Origin of the sequence: Stutzerimonas sp. FeSN7 (genome assembly GCF_030263795.1) — a bacterium.
GTDB classification, from domain to species: Bacteria; Pseudomonadota; Gammaproteobacteria; order Pseudomonadales; family Pseudomonadaceae; genus Stutzerimonas; species Stutzerimonas stutzeri.
On record NZ_JARPMN010000001.1, the window covers coordinates 123,916 to 147,234 of the forward strand.

Below are 23,319 nucleotides of genomic sequence, written 5' to 3' on the forward strand. Positions count from 1 at the left end.
ATGAGTCTGGCCTTCTTCGTCGCCGGTACCGATACCGATGTCGGCAAGACCACCATCGCCGCCGGCCTGCTGCATGCCGCCCGCGCGCAGGGGATGTCCACCGCGGCGATCAAGCCGGTCGCCTCCGGCTGCGAACTGACCGACGCCGGTCTGCGCAACAGCGACGCATTGGCGCTGCAGGCCGAGTGCAGTCCAGCGCTGGATTACGCCACGGTCAACCCGTTCGCCTTCGCGCCGGCAATTGCGCCGCATATCGCCGCACGCGAAGCCGGTGTCGAGCTGAGCGCCGAGCGTCTGGTTCAAGTGGTACGGCCGGTTTTGGCGCGGCAGGCCGATTTCACCCTGGTGGAAGGTGCAGGCGGCTGGCGCGTGCCGCTCAACGCGCAGGAAAGTCTTTCGGCGGTCGTGCAGGCGCTGGGCTTGCCGGTGATCCTGGTCGTCGGCGTGCGGCTGGGGTGCATCAATCACGCGGTGCTCAGTGCCGAGGCGATTGCCCGGGATGGGCTGGCACTGGCCGGCTGGGTGGCCAACATCGTCGACCCGGCAACCTCGCGCCTGGATGACAATCTGGCGACGCTGGCCGAGCTGCTGCCAGCGCCCTGTCTTGGCCGTGTGCCGCGTCTGGACCAGCCAGATGCGCAGCAGGTCGCCCGCCATCTGTCGCTCGGCGCCCTGCAACTGCCGAGCGGTCGAGGTTCCACGAACTAGCGCCTTGCCGGCGCACCCGGTATCTGCTTGAATGCTGGCAACCTGATAGCGCGTGGAGCGAGCCATGCAGATCACCAACAGCCTCATGGGCGCCGGGCTGAGCGCCTTCCAGAACGGTCAGCAGCGCGTTGAGCAGGCCGCATCCAGCATCGCCTCCGCCAGTGCGCCCGCGCTGGGCAACTCCCAGGCGGTCGCCGAGCTCACCGAAGAGCTGATCCAGCTGAAGGTCGGCGAGCACACTGCCAAGCTCGGCGCCCGCATGATCCAGAGCGCCGACGAAGTGCTCGGTACGCTGATCGACACTCAGGCCTGATCGAGCTTCCCGCTCCCCTTTCTCTTGCTGCGAGCGCGCCGCTCTGCCAGGCGCCTGTTCGGCTGGCTCCACGCTCGTTGTCTGGCTCGCCATCGCTTACGCCACCCCGACAAGTGATTGCAACAATGCATTTCCAGTAGACCCATCTGCCTTGCCTGGCGTCGAGGCCGGTGCGACCGTGCCCGTAATCTGGCCGATTCAGCCGATCGACGACGACCCTTCCCCTGCTTGACATCGCTCAGGTCGAAACGTATGTTTCAAACGCCTGTTTGACCCATCGGGCGTATCGTCCGACGGTCGGAATCGAATTCGAATGGCCGGACTTGCCGGTCAGCTGCAACAAGAACTCACCGCTGAGGTTTACGCTATGCCCGATTACAAGGCCCCCTTGCGCGATATCCGCTTCGTACGTGACGAGCTGCTCGGCTACGAGGCGCACTATCAGAGCCTCCCGGGATGTGAAGACGCCACCCCGGACATGGTCAATGCCATTCTCGATGAAGGCGCGAAGTTCTGTGAGCAGGTGCTGGCACCGCTGAACCGCGTCGGTGATACCGAGGGCTGTACCTGGAGCGAGTCCGGCGTGAAGACGCCGACCGGCTTCAAGGAGGCCTATCAGCAGTTCGTCGAAGGCGGCTGGCCGAGCCTGGCCCACGACGTCGAGCACGGCGGCCAGGGCCTGCCGGAGTCTCTCGGCATGGCCATGAGTGAAATGATCGGTGAAGCCAACTGGTCCTGGGGCATGTACCCCGGCCTGTCCCACGGCGCCATGAACACCCTGCATGCCCACGGCACTCCCGAGCAGCAGCAGACCTACCTGACCAAGCTGGTTTCCGGCCAGTGGACCGGCACCATGTGCCTGACCGAGCCGCACTGTGGTACCGACCTGGGCATGCTGCGCACCAAGGCCGAACCGCAGGCCGACGGCAGCTACAAGGTCACCGGCACCAAGATCTTCATCTCCGCTGGCGAGCACGACATGGCCGAGAACATCGTCCACATCGTACTGGCTCGCCTGCCCGACGCCCCTGCCGGTACCAAGGGCATCTCCCTGTTCATCGTGCCGAAGTTCCTGCCGAATGCCGAAGGCGAGGCGGGCGAGCGCAACGGCGTGTCCTGCGGCTCCATCGAGCACAAGATGGGTATCCACGGCAACGCCACCTGCGTGATGAACTTCGACGGCGCCACTGGCTTCCTGATCGGCCCGCCGAACAAGGGGCTGAACTGCATGTTCACCTTCATGAACACCGCGCGCCTGGGCACCGCACTGCAGGGCCTGGCCCACGCCGAAGTGGCCTTCCAGGGCGGCATCAAGTACGCCCGCGAGCGCCTGCAGATGCGTTCGCTGACCGGCCCCAAGGCTCCGGAAAAGGCCGCCGACCCGATCATCGTGCATCCGGACGTGCGCCGCATGCTGCTGACCATGAAGGCCTTCGCCGAAGGCAACCGCGCCATGCTCTACTTCGCCGCCAAGCAGGTCGACGTGATGCAGCGCAGCCAGGACGAGGAGCAGCGCAAGGCGGCTGACGCCATGCTGGCCTTCCTCACCCCGATCGCCAAGGCGTTCATGACCGAAGTCGGCTTCGAAGCGGCCAACCACGGCGTGCAGATCTACGGTGGCCACGGCTTCATCGCCGAGTGGGGCATGGAGCAGAACGTGCGCGACAGCCGCATCTCCTGTCTGTACGAAGGCACCACCGGCATCCAGGCGCTCGACCTGCTCGGCCGCAAGGTGCTGATGACTCAGGGCGAGGCGCTCAAGGGCTTCACCAAGATCGTGCACAAGTTCTGCCAGGCCAACGAAGGCAACGATACCGTCAAGGAATTCGTCGAGCCGCTGGCCAAGCTGAACAAGGAATGGGGCGAGCTGACCATGAAGGTCGGTATGGCCGCCATGAAGAACCGCGAGGAAGTCGGTGCCGCATCGGTCGACTATCTGATGTACTCCGGCTATGCATGCCTGGCCTACTTCTGGGCCGACATGGCGCGCGTCGCAGCCGAGAAGCTGGCGGCCGGCACCGAGGAAGAGGGCTTCTACAAGGCCAAGCTGCAGACTGCCCGCTTCTATTTCGCGCGCATCCTGCCGCGTACCCGTACCCATGTGGACGCCATGCTGTCCGGCGCCGACAACCTGATGGAGATGGCCGAGGAAGATTTCGCCCTCGGCTACTGATCGGTTGCTGCTGAAGAAGGCCGCTGCATCTGCAGCGGCTTTTTTTTTTGCGCCGATTTCGGCCGGTCTGCAAGACAACTGTGCTTTTCGACCTTTTGGCTGCACATCCGTAACCGTTAAGGCAAAATGCCAGCTTTTCTCGCTGCGCCGGTATTCTCTTGTCGCGCCCCTATTCGCCTCGCTTCAGCCACTTCCTTGCACCGCTGGCATTGCTGCTTGGCGGCGAGGCGATCGCACGCCAGGTCGTGCTGAACGAGTTCTTCACTTCGCTGTACAACGTGCTGCCGACGGTACTGTTGCTGCTCGGTGGGGCGCTGTGCGCGATGTACGGCCGCATTCGCGAGCTGTTCCTGCTACTGTGCGTCTATATCGTCTATTTCCTGCTCGACACTCACGCCGACTATTACCGGGCCCATGGCAGATTGCTGGACGACGCGGCCCTGACGTTCCATCTGTGCAGTCTGTTGCTACCGCTTTTATATGGCTTGTATGGCCTGTGGCGAGAGCGCAGCCACCTGGCACAGGATGGTCTGGCCCGGGCGTCGGTGCTGTTTGCCCTGGGCGTCGTTGCGGTCGCGTTGGCGAAGCGATTTCCGGAGGCGCTGCACGCCTGGCTGGTGGTGATCCGCTGGCCATCGCTGCAGGCCGATTGGCTGCCGCTCATCCAGCTGGCCTATCCCGCTTTCATCGTTGCGCTGGCGATGCTGGTGGTGCAGTACCTGCGGCAGCCCAGGCCTTCACATGCGGCGCAGATCGTCGCGCTGATCGCCTTGCTGCTGATGCTGCCTCAGACGTTCAGTCGCATCGCCGCACTGAACATCCTCAGCAGCCACGTGTTGCTCATGCTGGTCGTGGCGATCGCTCACGAAGCCTATCTCATGGCCTTTCGCGACGAGCTGACCGGTCTGCCGGGGCGGCGTGCGCTGAACGAGCGACTGCAGCGCCTCGGCCGGCAGTACGTGCTGGCCATGGCGGACGTGGATCATTTCAAGGGTTTCAACGATACCCATGGCCATGATGTCGGCGACCAGGTGCTGAAGATGGTGGCCAGCCGCCTACGCAAGGTCGGTGGTGGCGGGCGCGCCTATCGCTACGGTGGCGAGGAGTTCACTCTGGTGTTTCCGGGGCGTAGCATCGAGCAGTGTCTGCCGCACCTGGAGGCTGTCCGCCAAGCGATTGAGGGGTACGCCCTGCAACTGCGTGACGCCAGCAAGCGACCCAAGGATGACCGCCAGGGACGTATGGCACGTGGTCATTCATCGACAGCGCAGGTGTCGGTGACCATCAGTATCGGGGTGGCCGAGCGGCAGGGCGACCAACGCAGCCCGGAGGAAGTCATCAAGGCGGCCGATCAGGCGCTGTATGGCGCCAAGAAGGCCGGACGCAATTGCGTTCGGGTGCATGGCAGCGGGCGCGGCGCAGTGCGTATGGCCGGCCATTCGCGTTAGGGCTGTAGCGGTTCGCTTATGACCGCACAAAACTATCTGGTCATAAAAAGACGCTTAATCCTGTCTTGGTTGTTCGGTTAGACTCGCTGGAAACGGCCCACAGTGGCTGCAACCCAGTGTCTTGCGAGGAACCTTGCCATGGCTGACTACCAAGCGCCGCTGCGCGACATGCGTTTTGTCCTGAATGAAGTCTTCGATGCGCCGAAGCTCTGGCAGGCGCTGCCAGCCCTGGCCGAGGTGGTCGACGCGGAAACCGCCGACGCGATCCTCGAAGAGGCCGGCAAGATCACCGCCAACAGCATCGCCCCGCTCAACCGCAGTGGTGACGAAGAGGGTTGCCGCTGGGACGGCGGTGCGGTGTCGACACCGGCCGGCTATCGCGAGGCCTATCAGCTGTACGCCGAAGGTGGCTGGGTGGGTGTCGGTGGTGACCCGGCATTCGGTGGTATGGGCATGCCCAAGGTCATCTCGGCGCAGGTGGAGGAGATGATGAACTCCGCCAGCCTGGCGTTCGGTCTGTATCCGATGCTGACGTCCGGCGCCTGCTTGTCGATCTACGCCCATGCCAGCGAAGAGCTTAAGCAGAAGTACCTGCCGAACATGTACGCCGGCGTCTGGTCCGGTTCCATGTGCCTGACCGAACCGCATGCCGGTACCGACCTCGGCATCATCCGCACCAAGGCCGAGCCGCAGGCCGATGGCTCCTACAAGGTCAGCGGCACCAAGATCTTCATCACGGGCGGCGAGCACGACCTGACCGACAACATCATCCATCTGGTACTGGCCAAGCTGCCGGATGCGCCGGCCGGTTCGCGCGGCATCTCCCTGTTCCTGGTGCCCAAGGTTCTGGTCAACGACGACGGCTCGCTCGGCGAGCGCAACTCGCTGTCCTGCGGTTCGATCGAACACAAGATGGGCATCCAGGCGTCCGCCACCTGCGTGATGAACTTCGATGGTGCCACCGGCTGGATGGTTGGCGAACCCAACAAGGGTCTGGCGGCGATGTTCACCATGATGAACTACGAACGTCTGGGCGTCGGTATCCAGGGCTTGGCCACTGGCGAGCGTTCCTACCAGAGCGCCATCGAGTACGCTCGCGAGCGCATCCAGAGCCGTGCCCCGACTGGCCCGGTGGCGCAGGACAAGGCCGCCGATCCCATCATCGTGCATCCCGATGTACGGCGCATGCTGCTGACCATGAAGGCCCTGAACGAAGGTGGGCGTGCGTTTTCCAGCTACGTCGCGCTGCAGCTCGATATCGCCAAGTTCAGCGACGACGAAGCGGCACGGCAGCGGGCCGAGGCGCAGGTTGCGCTGCTGACTCCGGTGGCCAAGGCCTTCCTCACCGACATGGGATTGGAAACCACTGTGCACGGTCAGCAGGTGTTCGGCGGCCACGGCTTCATTCGCGAATGGGGCCAGGAGCAGCTGGTGCGCGATTGCCGTATTACCCAGATCTACGAAGGCACCAACGGCATCCAGGCGCTGGACCTGGTCGGACGCAAGATTGTCGGCAGCGGCGGCACCATGTATCAGGCGTTCGTCGATGAGATCCGCGCATTCGTCGCCAGTGCCGGTGCGGACCTGAGCGAGTTCACCGAGCCCCTCAAGGCTGCGCTGGACAATCTGGACGAGCTGACCGCCTGGGTGATCGATCAGGCCAAGGCCAATCCGAACGAGATCGGCGCCGCTTCGGTCGAGTACCTGCACGTGTTCGGCTACACCGCGTACGCCTACATGTGGGCGCGCATGGCAACGGTGGCACTGGCGAAGCAGGGCGAGGGCGAGTTCTATCAGAGCAAGCTGGGCACGGCGCGTTTCTACTTTGCCCGGCTGTTGCCGCGCATCCACTCGCTGACGGCGTCAGTCAAGGCCGGCAGCGAGTCGCTCTACCTGCTGGATGCCGCGCAGTTTTGAGGTCGAGCCGGCTTAATCTAAAGGCAATATGAAATTATTTGGCCATGACGCGGAACGATTAAGCCGGGCCTCAGGTCATAAAACTCGCGCAATGTAAGCCTGGACTTACAGCCCTGCGTCATGGATGACGCGGTGTAGGAAAAGGCTTACAAAGCGTGATGTAAAATGGCTACTACTGGCTCACAAGGCCTGGCAGTAATCTTCCGCATCAGGAATGTGGCGCAGGAAGCGCGATCAAACAACACGGACCACACAGGGAGCGGTGCCAGGACGGCGCGCGATCAAGGATGTCAGGATTCAGTCTGCAGAGCCCCGCTTCGGCGGGGTTTTTCTTTTCTGCCAAGTCCGCCGTTTGCCAAGCAGCAGGGACGCCTGGCGAAGGGCAGCATTAGCTCGACTGCACCGCATCAATCCGGCATGCAGACGCCGGTCCCGCCGAGTCCGCAATAACCTCCTGGATTCTTCGCCAGATACTGCTGGTGGTACGCCTCCGCATAGTAGAAAGGCGGGGCGTCGGCAATCTCGGTAGTAATCTGCGCAAAGCCCGCCTGGCTCAGGCGCTGCTGAAAGCGCTCACGACTGGCTTCGGCCGCTCTGCGCTGCTGCGCGTCCATGCAGTAGATCGCCGACCTGTACTGACTGCCCACATCGTTGCCCTGACGCATGCCCTGGGTCGGGTTGTGTGCTTCCCAGAAGATGCGCAGCAAGGTTTCGTAATCGATAACCTTGGGGTCGAACACCACCAGCACCGCTTCGGTGTGACCGGTGAGTCCGGAGCACACTTCGTCGTAGGTCGGGTTCGGCGTAATCCCTCCGGCGTAGCCCACCGCAGTCGTCCATACCCCGGGTTGTTCCCAGAAGCGACGTTCCGCGCCCCAGAAACAGCCCATGCCGAAGACCGCCTGTTGCAGGCCGGCCGGGAATGGTGGCTGCAGCGGATTGCCGTTCACATGGTGCGCCGGCGGGACCGGCATCGCCGTCGAGCGGCCGGGCAGCGCCTGTTCTGCCGTGGGCAGTGCTTGTTTGTTGACCAGTATCTGCGAGCGTAGCGACATGCGGGCCTCGATCGGGGGACGGTAGCTGAGCCCTAGGCTACAAAAAGGCAGGCCGGCAGCGAAAGCGCACCAGCGACCGTGCGTCGCCACGCTTTCCGCTTATCAGCACCAGTGAGGGTAGCGGCGCAGGGCATCGGTCAGTCCGGTGCCCGGGATCGGCTTGTCGAACAGATAGCCCTGGCCGATATCGCAACGATGTCGGCGGAGGAACTTCAGCTGCTCCGGCGTTTCGATGCCTTCGGCGACGACCTTGAGGTGCAGCTTGCGCGCCATGGCGATCACCGCCGAGGTGATTTCCACGTCGTCCTGGTTGTCAGGGATGTCCTTGATGAAGCTGCGATCGATCTTGATCACATCGATGGGGAATTTCTTCAGGTAGCTGAGCGAGGAGTAACCGGTGCCGAAATCGTCCATGGCCAGGGTCAGGCCCAGCGCCTTGAGGCCGATCAGCTGTTGACGGGTTTCCTCGGTGGCATCGAGCAGCAGGCTCTCGGTCAGCTCCAGTTCCAGTTGCCCGGCGGGGAGCTTTTCCTCCAGCAAAATTGCCGCGATGGAGCTCAGCAGGTCCGGGTCGGAGAACTGCTTGGGTGACAGGTTGATGGCGATCTGGGGTTTGCCCAGACCCAGTTCCGACAGCGTAACGCCCATGCGGCAGGCTTCGCGAACGACCCATTTGCCGATCGGAATGATCAACCCGGTCTCTTCCGCGACGCTGATGAACTGGTCCGGGCGGATCATGCCTTTTTCCGGGTGGTTCCAGCGCAGCAGCGCCTCCAGCCCCTGCAGCCGGCCGGTGTGCAGGCACAGCTTGGGCTGATAGAACACCTCCAACTCGTTCTGCAGCAGCGCGCGGCGAAGATTGTTCTCGACGAAGAGCTTGTAGTTGGCCTCGGCATGCAGGGCTTCGGTGAATATCTGCACCTGGTTCTTGCCGTTCGCCTTGGCCTTGTGCAGCGCCTGCCCGGCATGCTTCATCAGGGTTTCCGGGTCGCGCCCGTGTTGCGGTGAGCAGGCCAGTCCCAGCGAGCCGCTGACGCTGATCAGCTGCTTGTCGACGAACAGTGGCTTGTCGAGGATGCGCAGCACCTGATCCGCCAGTCTGATGCCTTCCTCCAGGCCTTTGTCATCGAACAGCAGGGCGAACTCGTTGCTGGCGAAACGTGCCAGCACGCTCTGCTGGCTGAGGCCGTTGCGCAGCCGGCGTGCGAGGCTGGTAAGCAGCTTGTCGCCGGTCTGGTGGCCCAGGCTGTCATTGATTCGCTTGAAGTTGTCGATGTCCACCAGCAGCAGGCAGAGCCTCGGCTCGGCGCCTGCGGCGAAGCGCTCCTCGATACTGCGGATGAAGAAAGGACGATTGCCCAGGTTGGTCAGGTTGTCGGTGTAGGCCAGGCGCTCGATGTGCTGATGGGCCAGCTTGCTGCGGGTGATGTCCTCGTAGATGCCGATGTAGTGGGTGAGCATGCCGTCGTCGTTGAAGACCTTCGAGATCGACAGCTGCCCCCAGTAGGGCTCCAGATTCTTTCGCCTTGAGCGAAACTCGCCCTGCCAGCTGTTGCTGTGGGCGAGTACCGACGAGGTGTCGAACAGCAGCTCTCCGAGGTTTTCCAGAGCCTTGAGATCGGCCAGGCGCTGACCGCGCACTTCGGACTCGGAGAATTGGCTGATGGCGGTGAAGGCAGGGTTCACGTATTCCACGCGACCGTCCCGGTCCACCAGGATGAAGGCGCTGGCGCTCTGCTCCACTGCGCGCTGGAACAGGCCGAGCATGTGGGTCGCACTCAGGCGCTGCTGGTTGGCCAGTACCTGCGCGTACTGATCGGCCAGTTCACCGGCGAAGGCGATTTCGTCGGCATGCCAGGCCCGTGGCTTGCCGCTGTGCTGCAGGCTGAGCACGCCGATCACTTCACCACCGACCCGTATGCTGGCATCCAGAATCGAGCGAATGGCTTGCGGGCGATAGACGCATTCGTCCAGTTCACAGGTGCGGTGATCCTGGCCAACGTCCTGGGCATCTATGGCGCGGCCGCTCTGCAGCGCCTGCAGATAGCGCGGATAGGGCGCGAGCTCCAGCGCGGGTGGCGTTTCGTAATGGTCTCCGTCGAGTCGGTAGCACGCCACCGGCTCCAGGCGCGTGCCGTTCAGATGCCAGATCGTGGCACGGCCCAGCTCGTAGACCTCGCAGGCCGCCTGGGTGATCAGCTGCGCGGCCTCCTGCTGTGGGTTGGTGGAGCCGTAGCGATGCCGAGCCAGCCGGACGATCAGGTTCTGCTGGGTGCGTGAGCGCAGCATGTGCTCGATATGCTCGTCCTGGGCTTGCTCATGCTGTTGCAGCGCGGCGCGGAGCCTGGCGTTCTGTACCCGCAGATCCTGCTCCGATTCGGGCTGGCCGCCGGACATCAGATAGCCTCTGAGCAGCTCGCGGCCGTACTGCTGGAAGGCTTCGCCGAGTTCGGTGATCTCCAGCACGCCTTCTGGGCCGTGCAGGCGATAGCTCACCGAGTAGTGGCCGCGTTCGGCCAACTGTTGCTGGATGTCCTCATGCAGCTGGTGGCGGGCGCTGGGCTCCATGAGGCTGGCGTAGGGGGAGTCGACCAGAGAGCACAGGTCGGCGGCACAGACGCCGATGGATCGTTCGCAAGCAGGGTCGAGGAACAATAATGTCCAACTGGATTCGTTCAGGCGCTCGAAACGCAGCATGCCGAGCCGTGATGGCACTGGCAACTGCGTCACAACCTCGGTCGCCAGACGACTGGCGGCATCGGTATGTATTTTCATCGAGCGGCTGGCTTCCAGTATGCTCCACGGAGTTGGGCGGGCCTGAGCTCCAGGTGCCGTTCCAGCGAAGGACGATGGCTAAATAATATTAATTCAGGCAAGGGTGCATCATGCGACAGGGACTGACAAGTCGGCTTGCGAAGTTAGTGATGGTCTCGGTTTTCTGCGTGATCGGAACACCGCTGATGGCGAGTGAAACCGTCGAATTCGGCTCCGACGAGTCGGCGCGCTATCTCACTGAATTAAAGAAACTTTACCTGACCAACAGCGATCGTGAAGCGCTGCTGGCGCATAGTAACGGAATGCTCGATACCTATGCATTACGCGCCGGTTATCAGGTCGGGCAGAGCAATCCGCAGGACTTCCTCTACGAGCTGAGCGTATCCGCCCCCGGCGAGCTGCGCATTCGCGAGGAAGTGCGTGGCAGCGGCGGCGGCGTTGCCGTGCGCAATCGCAGCCTGTCGGTCTTTGGCCTCGATCCGTACCTGCAATATCAGTGTCCTCCCCAAGGTCCGAGCTGTTCGATCAACAGCCCCGTCGACGGTCTCCCGCTGGTGGTCATCGTGCGCGACCCCAAAGGAGCAGAAGAGCTGGCCAAGGCGTTGTCCTTCCTGATCCGCAATCTGCAGAAAGGCTGAAGCAACGCCTGACGGCGGACACTAGGGTTCGTCTGCCGCGACCAAGCCTTCACCTTCTTCCCGCTCAATAAAAAACGCCGCGGTCTCTCTGTGAGAACGCGGCGTTTTTTCGCGCGCCGTTACAGCAGCATGGTGCGGATATCGGCCAGCAGCTCCGACAGGCGCTTGGTGAAGCGCGCCGCCGCGGCACCGTTGATCACCCGGTGGTCGTAGGAGAGCGACAGCGGCAGCATCAGGCGGGGCTGGAAGGCCTTGCCATCCCACACCGGCTGCATGGCCGCCTTGGAGACGCCTAGGATCGCCACTTCCGGCGCATTGACGATCGGCGTGAAGCCGGTGCCGCCGATGTGGCCGAGGCTGGAGATCGTGAAGCAGGCGCCCTGCATCGCATCCGGAGAAAGCTTCTTGGTGCGGGCCTTCTCAGCCAGCTCCGCAGCCTCGCCGGCCAGTTGCAGCAGACTCTTCTGGTCGACGTTGCGAATCACCGGGACCATCAGGCCATCCGGCGTGTCGACGGCGAACCCTACGTGCACATACTTCTTGCGGATTAGCGCCTTGCCGCTCGGGGCCAGCGAACTGTTGAAGTCCGGCAGTTCCTTTAGCAGGTGCGCGCACGCCTTGAGCAATAGCGGCAGCACGGTGAGCTTGACCCCAGCCTTCTCGGCGATCGCCTTCTGCGCAACGCGGAAAGCTTCCAGCTCGGTAATGTCGGCCGACTCGAACTGGGTCACGTGCGGTACGTTCAGCCAGCTGCGATGCAGGTTGGCGGCACCTACCTGCATCAGGCGGGTCATCGGCACTTCTTCGACTTCACCGAACTTGCTGAAGTCGATCGTCGGGATCGGCGGAATGCCCGCCCCGCCGGTAGTACCTTCGGCAGGAGCCTGCTTCACCTTGTGCAGCATGTTCTTGACGTAGGCCTGGACGTCTTCCTTGAGGATGCGTCCCTTCGGGCCAGTGGCCGGAACATCAGTCAGTTCTACGCCAAACTCGCGTGCAAGCATGCGTACCGCCGGCCCCGCATGCACCTTGGTGCCAGCCTTGCTCGGGCCGCTGACCGCCGGAGCCGGCGTCGCGGCAGCCTTCGCCTCGGGAACGCCTTGCTTGTTTGGTGCGACGGCCTGCTGCTGCGGCGCAGCCTCTTCCGTCTTGGGAGCGGGTTTCTTCGCCGGTGCGGTGCCTTGGACCTTTAGGGTCAGGATCAGATCGCCGGTCTTGGCCTCGTCACCGACCTTGATCGACAGCGATTCCACCACGCCCGCCTTGGGCGCAGGAATTTCCATGCTGGCCTTGTCGGACTCAAGGGTAATCAGCGACTGATCCGCCTCGACGCTGTCCCCGGCCTTGACCATCACTTCGATGACATTGGCGCTGCCGCTGGAACCGATGTCCGGGATACGCACTTCTTCCACGGATTCGCCGGCGGCTTCGGCAGGCTCTTCAGCTGCCGGCTCGCTCAGCTTTTGCTTCGGAGCGCTTGCGGCCTGGCTCGCTGGCGCCTTGCCTGCTGCTGGCTTGCTGGACGCTGCGCCTTTGAGAATCAGGATCAGATCGCCGGTGCCGACTTCGTCGCCCACCTTGACCGAAATGCTCTCGATCACGCCGGCGGCCGGAGACGGAATCTCCATGCTGGCCTTGTCCGACTCGAGCGTGATCAACGCTTGTTCGGCGGCAATGGTATCGCCGGCTTTGACCGCAATTTCGATTACGCTGGCTTTGCCCGAGGAGCCGATATCAGGAACCTTGATCTCCTGTGTCTCGCCTTCGCCGGCCGAGGCCGAAGCGTCGTCGTCGCCCGGAGGCGTCGGCGCTTCGGCTTCATCTGTCGGGCCGCCGGTCGCTGCGCCAGCAGGTTCGGCTGCAGCCTGTGCCGGAGCCGCACTGTCCTGGCCTTCTTCGCTTTCCAGCTCCAGCAGCTCGTCGCCTTCTTTCAGACGATCGCCGAGCTTGACCTTCAGGCTCTTCACCACGCCCGCCTTGGGCGCTGGAATTTCCATGCTGGCCTTGTCGGACTCGAGCGTCAGGATGCTCTGGTCGGCTTCGATACGGTCGCCGACCTTGACGAACAATTCGATTACTTCACCCTCACCACTGCCGATGTCGGGTACGCGTATGGTTTCACTCACAATAGGTTCTCCTGTGCGCACGCATCAGCAATCCAGCGGATTGCGCTTCTCGGGGTCGATACCGAACTCGGTGATGGCGTTGGCCACCACGGTGCGTTCGATGGCGCCGCGATCGGCGAGTGCTTGCAGTGCGGCCACAGTCACCCAACGACGGTCGACCTCGAAGAAATCACGCAGCTTGGCGCGCGAGTCGCTGCGGCCGAAGCCGTCAGTGCCGAGCACCTGATATTCGCGCGACGGCACCCACTGACGGATCTGGTCGGCGAACAGCTTCATGTAGTCGGTCGAGGCGATGACCGGGCCTTCGCGACCTTCCAGGCACTGCTGGACGTAGCTCTTGCGCGGCTCCTCGGTCGGGTGCAAACGATTCCAGCGATCCACCGCCAGACCGTCACGGCGCAGTTCGTTGAAGCTGGTCACGCTCCAGACGTCGGCGCCCACGCCCATCTTGGCGAGGATGTCCACCGCGGCGCGGACTTCGCGCAGGATCGTGCCCGAACCCAGCAGCTGCACACGGTGCTTGAAGTCGCCCTTGGCTTCTTCGAGCAGGTACATGCCCTTGATGATGCCGTCCTCGACACCCTGCGGCATGGCCGGCTGCTGGTAGTTCTCGTTCATCACGGTGATGTAGTAGTAGACGCTCTTCTGCTGCTCCATCATCTCGTGCATGCCGTGGTGCATGATGACCGCCAGCTCGTAGCCGTAGGTAGGGTCATAGCTGCGGCAGTTGGGGATGGTGCTGGCGAGGATGTGGCTGTGGCCGTCCTCGTGCTGCAGGCCTTCACCGTTGAGCGTGGTGCGCCCGGAAGTGCCGCCCAGCAGGAAGCCGCGGGTCTGGGCATCGCCGGCCGCCCAGGCCAGGTCGCCGATCCGCTGGAAGCCGAACATCGAGTAGAAGATGTAGACCGGCAGCATCGGCTGGTTGTAGTTGCTGTAGGCGGTACCTGCGGCGATGAACGAGGAGAACGCACCGGCTTCGTTCAGACCTTCCTGGAGGATCTGGCCGTCTTTCTCTTCGCGGTAGTACATCACCTGGTCGCGGTCGACCGGCTCGTACAGCTGCCCCACCGGTGAGTAGATACCCAGCTGGCGGAACATGCCTTCCATGCCGAAAGTGCGCGCCTCGTCGGCGAGAATCGGCACGATACGCTTGCCGAGATCCTTGTCCTTGACCAGCTGCGAGAGGATGCGGCCGAAGGCCATGGTGGTGGAAATCTCGCGGTCACCGGAGCCGTCGAGGACTGCCTTGAGGGTCTCCAGCGGCGGTGTCGGGATGCTGAAGCTCTTCGGCCGGCGCTGCGGCAGATGCCCGCCCAGCTTGTCGCGGCACTTGCGCAGGTACTTCATTTCCGCGCTGTCTTCGGCCGGGCGATAGAACGGCAGCTCCTCGAGTTGCGAGTCGTTGACCGGGATGTCGAAGCGATCGCGGAATTTCTTCAGGCTGTCGATATCGACTTTCTTGGTGTTGTGGGCGATGTTCTTCGCCTCACCGGCACCGGTGCCGTAGCCCTTGATGGTCTTGGCGAGAATGACCGTTGGCTGGCCTTTGTGGTTGACCGCCTGGTGATAGGCCGCATAGACCTTGTACGGATCGTGGCCGCCGCGGTTGAGCTTCCAGACTTCCTCGTCGGACATGCTCTCGACACGCTTGAGCAGCTCGGGGTCAGCACCAAAGAAGTGTTTGCGCACATAGGCGCCGTCTTTGGCCTTGTAGTTCTGGTATTCCCCGTCGATCGCCTCGTCCATGCGCCGCTGCATGCGGCCGTCTTCGTCGGCGGCGAACAGCGGATCCCACAGGCGACCCCAGACCACCTTGTTGACGTTCCAGTTGGCGCCTTTGAACACGCCTTCCAGTTCCTGAATGATCTTACTGTTGCCGCGCACCGGGCCGTCCAGACGCTGCAGGTTGCAGTTGATGACGAACACCAGGTTGTCGAGATTCTCACGGCCGGCCAGGGAAATGGCGCCGAGGGTTTCCGGCTCGTCGCATTCGCCGTCACCGATGAAGCACCAGACGCGCTGCTTGCCTTTCGGAATGAAGCCGCGGTTTTCCAGGTACTTCATGAAACGTGCCTGGTAGATCGCAGTGATCGGGCCGAGGCCCATGGACACGGTCGGGAACTGCCAGAAGTCTGGCATCAGGTGCGGGTGCGGGTAGCTCGACAGACCCTTGCCATCGACTTCCTGGCGGAAGTTGAGCATCTGCTCTTCGGTCAGGCGGCCTTCCAGGAAGGCACGGGCGTAAATGCCGGGGGAGGCGTGGCCCTGGTAGTAGATCAGGTCGCCGCCATGCTCTTCGGTCGGCGCCTGGAAGAAGTAGTTGAAGCCGATGTCGTAGAGCGTCGCGCTGGAGGCAAAGGTGGAGATGTGGCCGCCCAGGTCCGGATCCTTCAGATTCGCACGCATCACCATGGCCAGAGCATTCCAGCGGACCAGGGAGCGGATTCGACGCTCCATGAACAGGTCGCCGGGCATCTTGGCTTCACGGGTGACGGGGATGGTGTTGCGGTACGGCGTGGTGATGCCGTAGGGCAGCGGAGTACCGCTACGTGTGGCCAGTTCGCCCATCCGGGTCATCAGGTAGTGAGCGCGGTCTTCACCCTCGCGGTCGAGGACGGACTCGAGGGCGTCCAGCCATTCCTGGGTTTCGACGGGATCGAGATCTTGCATGGCTTGCTCCATGGCGCAAAGGCTTCCAGAATCGGTCGCCTGCTTCGCTGCCGGCTTTGTGGGCGGCGCGTGAAATGTTCTTGGATGAGTGCCGGAGGTAGGACCGGACGTCTGTAGTTTTACTACAAAACGACGTCGGGATCAGCCCCCCGAAATACTCTTTAGTAGTAAAACTACAGGTCAGCGGCGTCGTCGTGCGTTTCAAACGGCACGGGCGGGGCTCTGAATCGCGCGGTGTCACTGTATTCGCTGCCGTGAAAGGAAACCTTCAATGAGTCTGCCAACGCTGGTTGCATTGCCTCCCTCGCTCCTGCCTTTTGTCAGTCGTGCCGAAGAGTCGTTCCTCGCTGCCGCCGGCAGCCTGCCGGACGCCGACGCGGCGCGTTGCCGCGCCTGGCTGGAGGGCCATCGCGAGGCGTTCGCCCGGGTTTGCGCGGCCAGCGATTTCGTCAGCGAACAGGTTAGCCGAGATTCGCCGATGTTGCTGCAGTTGGGCGAGCAGGGCTGGCTGGAGCGGCCGCTGCAAACCGGCGAAATGCGCACGGCGCTGGCCGGCCTGATCGCCGCGTGCGACGGCGAGGAGGCACTGGCGCTGACCTTGCGACGCTTTCGCAATCGCCAGCAGGTGCGCATCATCTGGCGCGACCTGACCCGCCAGGCCGACCTGGCCGAGACCTGCCGCGACCTTTCCGATCTCGCCGATGCCTGCGTCGACCTGGCCTATCACTGGCTCTACTCTCGCCATTGCGAGCAGTTCGGCGTGCCCACCGGACGGCGCAGCGGCGCCGCGCAGCACATGGTCATCCTCGGCATGGGCAAGCTGGGCGCCCACGAGCTGAACCTGTCCTCGGACATCGACCTGATCTTCGGCTATCCGGAAGGCGGCGAAACCGTCGGGGCCAAGCGCTCGCTGGACAATCAGGAGTTCTTCGTCCGGCTCGGCCAGCGGCTGATCAAGGCGCTGGATGCGATCACCGTCGACGGCTTCGTGTTCCGCGTGGACATGCGCCTGCGGCCGTATGGCTCGTCCGGCCCGCTGGTCTACAGCTTCAATGCGCTGGAGCAGTACTACCAGGACCAGGGCCGCGACTGGGAACGCTACGCGATGATCAAGGCGCGGGTCATCGGCGGCGACCAGCAGGCCGGCAAGGAATTGCTGCAGATGCTGCGGCCCTTCGTCTATCGGCGTTACCTGGATTTCTCCGCCATCGAGGCGCTGCGCAGCATGAAGCAGCTGATCCAGCAGGAAGTCCGGCGCAAGGGCATGGCCGCCAATATCAAGCTCGGCGCCGGCGGCATCCGCGAGGTCGAGTTCATCGCCCAGGCGTTCCAGCTGATCCACGGCGGGCGCGACCTCAGCCTGCAGCAGCGGCCGCTGCTCGGCGTGCTGGCGACGCTGGAAGGGCAGGGTTATCTGCCGCCCGCCGCGGTCGCGGAACTGCGCGAGGGCTACGAGTTCCTGCGCTACACCGAGCACGCGCTGCAGGCCATCGCCGACCGGCAGACGCAGATGCTGCCGGAGAGCGAGGTGGATTGCGCGCGGGTCGCCTTCATGCTCGGCTTCGACGGCTGGCCGGCGTTTCACGAGCGACTGCTGCACTGGCGCGGGCGGATCGACTGGCATTTCCGCCAGGTCATCGCCGACCCGGACGAGGACGAGAACGTCGAGGGCGAGACCCTGGCGGGCGGCGAATGGCTGCCGCTGTGGGAGCAGGACTGGGACGAGGAATTCGCCTGCCGGCAGCTGGCCGAGGCGGGCTTTCGCGACGGCCAGGGCGCCTGCCAGCGCCTGGCCGCGCTGCGCAACGCCAGCCAGGTACGCACCATGCAGCGCCTCGGCCGCGAGCGGCTGGACGCGTTCATTCCGCGCCTGCTGGCGCAGATCGTCGAGCAGGACGATCCGGACCTGGTGCTCGAACGCGTGCTGCCGCTGATCGAGGCGGTCGCCCGGCGCTCGGCCTATCTGGTGCTGCTGAGCGAAAATCCCGGCGCCCTGCAGCGGCTGCTGGAACTCTGTGCCGCCAGCCCGTGGATCGCCGAGCAGATCGCGCGTTTCCCGCTGCTGCTCGACGAACTGCTCAATGCCGGCCGCCTGTACAGTCCGCCGCAGGCGCCGGAACTGGCCGCCGAGTTGCGCGAGCGGCTGATGCGCATACCCGAGGACGATCTGGAACAGCAGATGGAAGCGCTGCGCCATTTCAAGCTGGCGCACCGCCTGCGCGTGGCCGCCTCGGAGATCACCGGCACACTGCCGCTGATGAAGGTCAGCGATTATCTGACCTGGCTCGCCGAGGCGATCCTGCAGGAAGTCTTCACCCTGGCCTGGCGCCATAGCGTGGCGCGTCACGGCCAGCCGCAGCGCAGCGACGGCTCGCTGTGCGATCCGGCCTTCGTCATCGTCGGCTACGGCAAGGTCGGCGGCATCGAGCTGGGGCATGGCTCGGACCTGGACCTGGTGTTCATCCACGACGGCGATCCGGCTGGCGAAACCAACGGCGCCAAGCCCATCGACACGGCGCAGTTCTTCACTCGCCTGGGCCAGCGCATCATCCACCTGCTGACCACCCAGACCACCTCGGGCCAGCTCTACGAAGTGGATATGCGCCTGCGACCGTCCGGCGCGGCCGGCCTGCTGGTTAGCTCGCTCGGCGCCTTCGAGCGCTATCAGGGCCAGGAAGCCTGGACCTGGGAGCACCAGGCGCTGGTGCGCGCCCGGGTGCTGGTCGGCTGCCCGCGCCTGGCGGCGGATTTCGAGCGGGTACGGGCCAGCGTGCTGGGCCGCGAACGCGACCTGCAGGTGCTGCGCCGCGAAGTCAGCGAGATGCGCGCGAAGATGCGCGACAACCTCGGCACCCGCGCGACCCTGGCCGGCACCGCCGCGCATGCCTTCGAGGCCGCCGTCGAGTTCAATCTCAAGCAGGACGCCGGTGGTATCGTGGATATCGAATTTATGGTGCAATACGCCGCTTTGGCGTGGTCGCACCAGCATCCCGAACTGCTGCGCTATACCGATAACATCCGCATTCTCGATGGGCTGGAGCAGGCCGGGTTGATGACCGGCGATGAGGTCCGGCTGCTGCAGGACGCCTACAAGGCGTACCGTGCCGCGGCCCACCGGCAATCACTGCAGAAGCAGCCCGGAGTGGTGAGTGGGGATCAATTCCACGACGAGCGTCGCGCAGTCATGCGGATCTGGCGCGAGCTGGGGCTCAGCTGAGCCCGCGTCGGGCTACGAGCAATATCGAATTCTGAGGAGCTGGCAAACGATGTCGATGGCCGATCGTGATGGTGTGATCTGGTATGACGGCGAACTGGTGCAGTGGCGCGATGCGACCACCCATGTGCTGACCCACACCCTGCATTACGGGATGGGTGTGTTCGAAGGCGTGCGCGCCTACAACACCCCGGCCGGCACGGCGATCTTCCGCCTGCAGGCGCACACCGACCGCCTGTTCGATTCCGCTCATATCATGAACATGCAGATCCCGTACTCGAAGGACGAGATCAACGAGGCGACTCGTGCCGCGGTGCGCGAGAACGAGCTGGAAAGCGCCTACATCCGCCCCATGGTGTTCTACGGAAGCGAAGGCATGGGCCTGCGCGCCGCCGGCCTGAAGGTGCACGTGATCGTCGCCGCCTGGCACTGGGGCGCCTACATGGGCGACGAGGCACTGGAACTGGGCATCAAGGTGCGCACCAGCTCCTTCACTCGCCACCACGTCAACATCACCATGACCCGCGCCAAGTCCAACGGTGCCTACATCAACTCGATGCTGGCCCTGCAGGAAGCCATCTCCGGCGGCGCCGACGAAGCGCTGATGCTGGACCCGGAAGGCTACGTCGCCGAAGGCTCGGGCGAGAACATCTTCATCATCAAGGACGGCGTGATCTACACCCCGGAAGTCACCGCCTGCCTGAACGGCATCACCCGCGGCACGGTGCTGACCCTGGCCGGCGAGCTGGGCCTGAAGGTGGTCGAGAAGCGCATCACCCGCGACGAGGTCTACATCGCCGACGAGGCCTTCTTCACCGGCACCGCCGCCGAAGTCACGCCGATCCGCGAAGTGGACGGCCGCGCCATCGGCATCGGCCGCCGCGGGCCGATCACCGAGAGGCTGCAGAAGGCCTATTTCGACCTGGTCAGCGGCAAGACCGACACCCACGCCGAATGGCGGACCTTGGTCAAATAACCGTAGTAGGTTGGGTTGAGACGCGCAGCGTCGAAGCCCAACGAGCGATACCCGATGCCGCTGCGTCGCCTCCGTTGGGCTTCGCTGCGCTCAACCCAACCTACCGATGTCGTGCTTATGAACATATTGATCATCGGACCCAGCTGGGTCGGCGACATGGTGATGGCGCAGACGCTGTTCGTCTGCCTGAAACAGCGCCATCCCGGCTGCCAGATCGACGTGCTGGCGCCCGAATGGAGCCGGCCGATCCTCGAACGCATGCCCGAGGTGCGTCAGGCCCTGAGTTTTCCGCTCGGCCACGGCGTGCTCGACATGGCGACACGGCGCAAGGTCGCGCAGAGCCTGCGCGGCCAGTACGAGCAGGCGATCCTGCTGCCCAACTCGCTGAAATCGGCGCTGGTGCCGTTCTTCGCCGGCATTCCCAAGCGCACCGGCTGGCGCGGCGAGATGCGTTTCGGCCTGCTCAATGACATGCGCAAGCTCGACAAGCAGCGCTACCCGCTGATGATCGAGCGTTTCATGGCGCTGGCCTTCGAGCCGGGCGCCGAGCTGCCCAGGCCTTATCCGAATCCGTCGCTGCGCATCGATGCCCAGACGCGCGATGCGGCCCTGGCGCGTTTCGGCCTGAGCCTGGACCGGCCGGTGCTGGCGCTGTGTCCCGGCGCCGAGTTCGGCGAGTCCAAGCGCTGGCCGGCGGAACATTTCGCCAGCGTCGCCGAGACGAGGATTCGCGAGGGCTGGCAGGTCTGGCTGTTCGGCTCGAAGAACGATCACCCGGTCGGTGAGCAGATCCTCGAGCGGTTGATTCCGGGGTTGCGCGAAGAGGCGGTGAACCTGGCCGGGGAGACCAGCCTGGCCGAGGCGATCGATCTGCTGTCCTGTGCCGATGCCGTGGTGTCCAACGACTCCGGTCTGATGCATGTCTCCGCAGCGCTCGGCCGGCCGTTGGCGGCGGTCTATGGTTCCACCTCGCCAGCCTTCACCCCGCCGCTTTCCGAGCAGGTCGAAGTGGTGCGCCTGGGGCTCGACTGCAGTCCCTGTTTCGAGCGCACCTGCCGCTTCGGCCACAACAATTGCATGCGCGAGCTGAAGCCGCGCGCGGTGATCGAGGCGCTGGATCGTCTGGTCCCGCAGTCGGTCGAGGTACGCTGATTGAAGGTCCTGCTGGTCAAGACCTCGTCGCTGGGCGATGTCGTGCATACCCTGCCGGCCCTGACCGATGCGCAGCGGGCGCTGCCCGGCATCCAGTTCGACTGGGTGGTGGAGGAGGGCTTCGCCGAGATCCCGGCCTGGCATCCGGCGGTGGCACAGGTGATCCCGGTAGCGATCCGTCGCTGGCGCAAGCACCCGCTGCAGACCCTGCGCAAGGGTGAATGGCAGCGCTTCAAGGCACGCCTGCGAGAAGGCCGTTACGATCTGGTGATCGATGCCCAGGGCTTGCTGAAAAGCGCCTGGCTGACCCGCTACGTCAAGGCTCCGGTCGCCGGACTGGACCAGAAGTCTGCGCGTGAGCCCATTGCCGCACGCTTCTATGACCGATGCTACGCAGTGCCGCGTGACCAGCATGCGCTGGAGCGGGTGCGTCAGCTGTTCGCCCAGGCGCTCGCGTATCCGCTGCCGCAGGATGTCGCCGACTACGGGCTCGATCGCGAGCAGATGGCGGCGCCTAGCGACCAGCCCTACCTGCTGTTTCTGCACGGCACCACCTGGCCGAGCAAGCACTGGCCGGAAGCCTACTGGCGCGAACTGACCGAGCGCATGAGCGATTTCGGCTGGGCGATCCGCCTGCCGTGGGGCAATGCCGAGGAGAAGGCGCGTGCCGAACGCATCGTCAGCGGCATAGCCAACGCCGCGGTGCTGCCGAAGCTCAATCTTGCCGGTGTCGCCCGGGTTATCGCCGGCGCGCGCGCCTGCGTCGCGGTGGATACCGGCCTCGGCCACCTGGCTGCGGCGCTGGATGTGCCGAGTATTTCTCTCTATGGTCCGACCTTGCCCGGGCGGGTCGGTGCCTATGGCCGCTCCCAGGTGCACCTGTGTGCCAGCGGACCGAACGCTGGTCGCGGTGACCGGCACAAGCCCTGTTTCGACGACCTGCTCCCCGAGCGCGTCGTCACCGAACTGAAAGCCCTGCTGCGGGCCCCGGAGTCCGTCTGATGCAACTGGCCTTCATTCTCTACAAGTACTTTCCATTCGGTGGTCTGCAGCGCGATTTCATGCGTATCGCCCTGGAATGCCAGCGTCGCGGGCACAGCATTCGCGTCTACGCGATGATCTGGGAAGGCGAGGTGCCGGACGGCTTCGAAGTGCTGATCGCGCCGGTCAAGGCGTTGTTCAACCACACCCGCAACGAGCGCTTCACCGCCTGGGTCGAGGCCGATCTGGCCAAGCGGCCGGTGGACCGGGTGATCGGCTTCAACAAGATGCCGGGGCTGGACGTGTACTACGCCGCCGACCCTTGCTTCGAGGACAAGGCGCAGACGCTGCGCAACCCGATCTATCGGCGCTGGGGCCGCTACAAGCACTTCGCCGAGTACGAGCGCGCAGTGTTCGCGCCGGAGGCGAAGACCGAAATCCTGATGATCTCCGAGGTGCAGCAGCCGCTGTTCGTCAAGCACTACGGCACGCCCGCCGAACGTTTTCATCTGTTGCCGCCGGGCATTGCCCAGGATCGCCGCGCGCCGGCCAATGCCGCGCAGATCCGCGCCGAGTTCCGCGAGGAGTTCGAAGTGCGGCCCGACGAGCTGCTGCTGGTGCAGATCGGTTCCGGCTTCAAGACCAAGGGGGTCGACCGCAGCCTCAAGGCCCTGTCTGCGCTGCCGCGCGAACTGAGCCAGCGCACCCGGCTGCTGGTGATCGGCCAGGACGATCCCAAGCCGTTCAAGCTGCAGGCCAAGGCGCTGGGCGTTTCCGGCATGGTCGAGTTTCTCAAGGGGCGCAGCGACATCCCGCGCTTTCTGCTCGGCGCCGATCTGCTGATCCATCCGGCCTATAACGAAAATACCGGCACCGTGTTGCTCGAGGCGCTGGTCGCCGGGCTGCCGGTGCTGGTCAGCGATGTGTGCGGCTATGCCCACTACATTGCCGACGCCGATTGCGGTCGCGTGGTACCGAGCCCCTTCGAGCAGCAGGTGCTCGACCAGATGCTGGCGCAGATGCTCGCCGATGACGCGCAGCGCTCGGCCTGGAGTCGCAACGCGCTGGCCTTTGCCGAGACGGCCGATCTCTACTCGATGCCGCAGAAGGCCGCCGACGTGATTCTCGGGGAAAGCGCATGAACGTCGTGTGTCTCCGGCGGGCGTCGTCATT

The 23,319-nt window shown here is 64.1% G+C and carries 15 protein-coding genes; 11 read left to right on the forward strand and 4 right to left on the reverse strand.

What is annotated here, in order from left to right; genetic code table 11:
- The 5 genes from bioD (at window position 1) to P5703_RS00560 (ending at window position 6,559) form a co-directional block, all read left to right on the forward strand.
- Window positions 1-708: a dethiobiotin synthase gene (gene bioD, locus P5703_RS00540; protein WP_200632554.1), complete on the forward strand. Its 708-nt coding sequence runs from the start codon at window positions 1-3 to the stop codon at window positions 706-708.
- Window positions 709-772: 64 nt separating this feature from the next.
- The gene (locus P5703_RS00545; protein ID WP_017245459.1) at window positions 773-1,021 is read left to right on the forward strand and encodes a hypothetical protein; all 249 of its coding nucleotides are present in this window, start codon (window positions 773-775) and stop codon (window positions 1,019-1,021) included.
- Window positions 1,022-1,388: 367 nt separating this feature from the next.
- A complete protein-coding gene (locus P5703_RS00550) occupies window positions 1,389-3,194 on the forward strand; it encodes a phenylacyl-CoA dehydrogenase (protein ID WP_020305770.1) in 1,806 nt (601 codons plus the stop codon).
- Window positions 3,195-3,352: 158 nt separating this feature from the next.
- Window positions 3,353-4,642, forward strand: a complete 1,290-nt coding sequence (locus P5703_RS00555) for a GGDEF domain-containing protein (RefSeq protein ID WP_242100339.1) — start codon at window positions 3,353-3,355, stop codon at window positions 4,640-4,642.
- 138 nt (window positions 4,643-4,780) lie between these two features.
- On the forward strand, window positions 4,781-6,559 hold the full coding sequence (locus tag P5703_RS00560) for an acyl-CoA dehydrogenase C-terminal domain-containing protein (protein ID WP_095460212.1): 1,779 nt from the start codon (window positions 4,781-4,783) through the stop codon (window positions 6,557-6,559).
- Window positions 6,560-6,966: 407 nt separating this feature from the next.
- Here the strand turns inward: P5703_RS00560 and msrA are convergent, their stop codons facing one another.
- The gene (gene msrA, locus P5703_RS00565) at window positions 6,967-7,614 is read right to left on the reverse strand and encodes a peptide-methionine (S)-S-oxide reductase MsrA (protein ID WP_265662555.1); all 648 of its coding nucleotides are present in this window, start codon (window positions 7,612-7,614) and stop codon (window positions 6,967-6,969) included.
- 102 nt (window positions 7,615-7,716) lie between these two features.
- Window positions 7,717-10,389 (reverse strand): putative bifunctional diguanylate cyclase/phosphodiesterase, encoded by a 2,673-nt coding sequence (locus P5703_RS00570; protein WP_125843256.1) that lies wholly within the window; start codon window positions 10,387-10,389, stop codon window positions 7,717-7,719.
- A gap of 149 nt (window positions 10,390-10,538) precedes the next feature.
- Between P5703_RS00570 and P5703_RS00575 the strand changes: the two genes are divergently transcribed.
- The gene (locus P5703_RS00575) at window positions 10,539-11,027 is read left to right on the forward strand and encodes a hypothetical protein (RefSeq protein WP_013984230.1); all 489 of its coding nucleotides are present in this window, start codon (window positions 10,539-10,541) and stop codon (window positions 11,025-11,027) included.
- Between the two features lie 119 nt (window positions 11,028-11,146).
- Here P5703_RS00575 and aceF read toward each other — a convergent pair whose 3' ends face one another.
- Both aceF and aceE read right to left on the reverse strand, forming a co-directional pair.
- Entirely contained in the window at window positions 11,147-13,153 is a 2,007-nt protein-coding gene (gene aceF / locus P5703_RS00580) for a dihydrolipoyllysine-residue acetyltransferase (protein ID WP_125882048.1), read from the reverse strand.
- 24 nt (window positions 13,154-13,177) lie between these two features.
- Window positions 13,178-15,823 carry a pyruvate dehydrogenase (acetyl-transferring), homodimeric type gene (gene aceE, locus P5703_RS00585; RefSeq protein ID WP_017245452.1) on the reverse strand — a complete coding sequence of 882 codons (2,646 nt, stop codon included), beginning with the start codon at window positions 15,821-15,823 and terminating at the stop codon, window positions 13,178-13,180.
- Window positions 15,824-16,094: 271 nt separating this feature from the next.
- On the opposite strand from aceE, the gene glnE reads away from it, so the two are divergent.
- The 5 genes from glnE to P5703_RS00610 all read left to right on the forward strand — a co-directional run bounded on the left by glnE (window position 16,095) and on the right by P5703_RS00610 (window position 23,288).
- Window positions 16,095-19,040 (forward strand): bifunctional [glutamate--ammonia ligase]-adenylyl-L-tyrosine phosphorylase/[glutamate--ammonia-ligase] adenylyltransferase, encoded by a 2,946-nt coding sequence (glnE, locus tag P5703_RS00590; RefSeq protein WP_285585207.1) that lies wholly within the window; start codon window positions 16,095-16,097, stop codon window positions 19,038-19,040.
- Window positions 19,041-19,089: 49 nt separating this feature from the next.
- Window positions 19,090-20,013 carry a branched-chain-amino-acid transaminase gene (ilvE, locus tag P5703_RS00595; RefSeq protein ID WP_011914858.1) on the forward strand — a complete coding sequence of 308 codons (924 nt, stop codon included), beginning with the start codon at window positions 19,090-19,092 and terminating at the stop codon, window positions 20,011-20,013.
- Between the two features lie 117 nt (window positions 20,014-20,130).
- Entirely contained in the window at window positions 20,131-21,165 is a 1,035-nt protein-coding gene (waaF, locus tag P5703_RS00600; RefSeq protein WP_285585212.1) for a lipopolysaccharide heptosyltransferase II, read from the forward strand.
- Window positions 21,166-22,167, forward strand: coding sequence for a lipopolysaccharide heptosyltransferase I (waaC, locus tag P5703_RS00605; RefSeq protein ID WP_019405445.1), 1,002 nt, complete (start codon window positions 21,166-21,168; stop codon window positions 22,165-22,167).
- A complete protein-coding gene (locus P5703_RS00610) occupies window positions 22,167-23,288 on the forward strand; it encodes a glycosyltransferase family 4 protein (protein ID WP_014597894.1) in 1,122 nt (373 codons plus the stop codon). The genes waaC and P5703_RS00610 overlap by 1 nt, the downstream gene beginning before the upstream one ends.
- The last annotated feature ends 31 nt before the right edge of the window (window positions 23,289-23,319 follow it).

Bases quoted from the DNA above. Each gene is read 5' to 3' on its own strand.
- P5703_RS00545 (WP_017245459.1), top strand. From the start codon at position 773: ATGCAGATCACCAACAGCCTCATGGGCGCCGGGCTGAGCGCCTTCCAG.
- P5703_RS00610 (WP_014597894.1), top strand. From the start codon at position 22,167: ATGCAACTGGCCTTCATTCTCTACAAGTACTTTCCATTCGGTGGTCTG.
- glnE (WP_285585207.1), top strand. From the start codon at position 16,095: ATGAGTCTGCCAACGCTGGTTGCATTGCCTCCCTCGCTCCTGCCTTTT.
- aceE (WP_017245452.1), bottom strand. From the start codon at position 15,823: ATGCAAGATCTCGATCCCGTCGAAACCCAGGAATGGCTGGACGCCCTC.
- msrA (WP_265662555.1), bottom strand. From the start codon at position 7,614: ATGTCGCTACGCTCGCAGATACTGGTCAACAAACAAGCACTGCCCACG.
- P5703_RS00560 (WP_095460212.1), top strand. From the start codon at position 4,781: ATGGCTGACTACCAAGCGCCGCTGCGCGACATGCGTTTTGTCCTGAAT.
- P5703_RS00575 (WP_013984230.1), top strand. From the start codon at position 10,539: ATGGTCTCGGTTTTCTGCGTGATCGGAACACCGCTGATGGCGAGTGAA.
- ilvE (WP_011914858.1), top strand. From the start codon at position 19,090: ATGTCGATGGCCGATCGTGATGGTGTGATCTGGTATGACGGCGAACTG.
- P5703_RS00570 (WP_125843256.1), bottom strand. From the start codon at position 10,389: ATGAAAATACATACCGATGCCGCCAGTCGTCTGGCGACCGAGGTTGTG.
- P5703_RS00550 (WP_020305770.1), top strand. From the start codon at position 1,389: ATGCCCGATTACAAGGCCCCCTTGCGCGATATCCGCTTCGTACGTGAC.
- waaF (WP_285585212.1), top strand. From the start codon at position 20,131: ATGAACATATTGATCATCGGACCCAGCTGGGTCGGCGACATGGTGATG.
- bioD (WP_200632554.1), top strand. From the start codon at position 1: ATGAGTCTGGCCTTCTTCGTCGCCGGTACCGATACCGATGTCGGCAAG.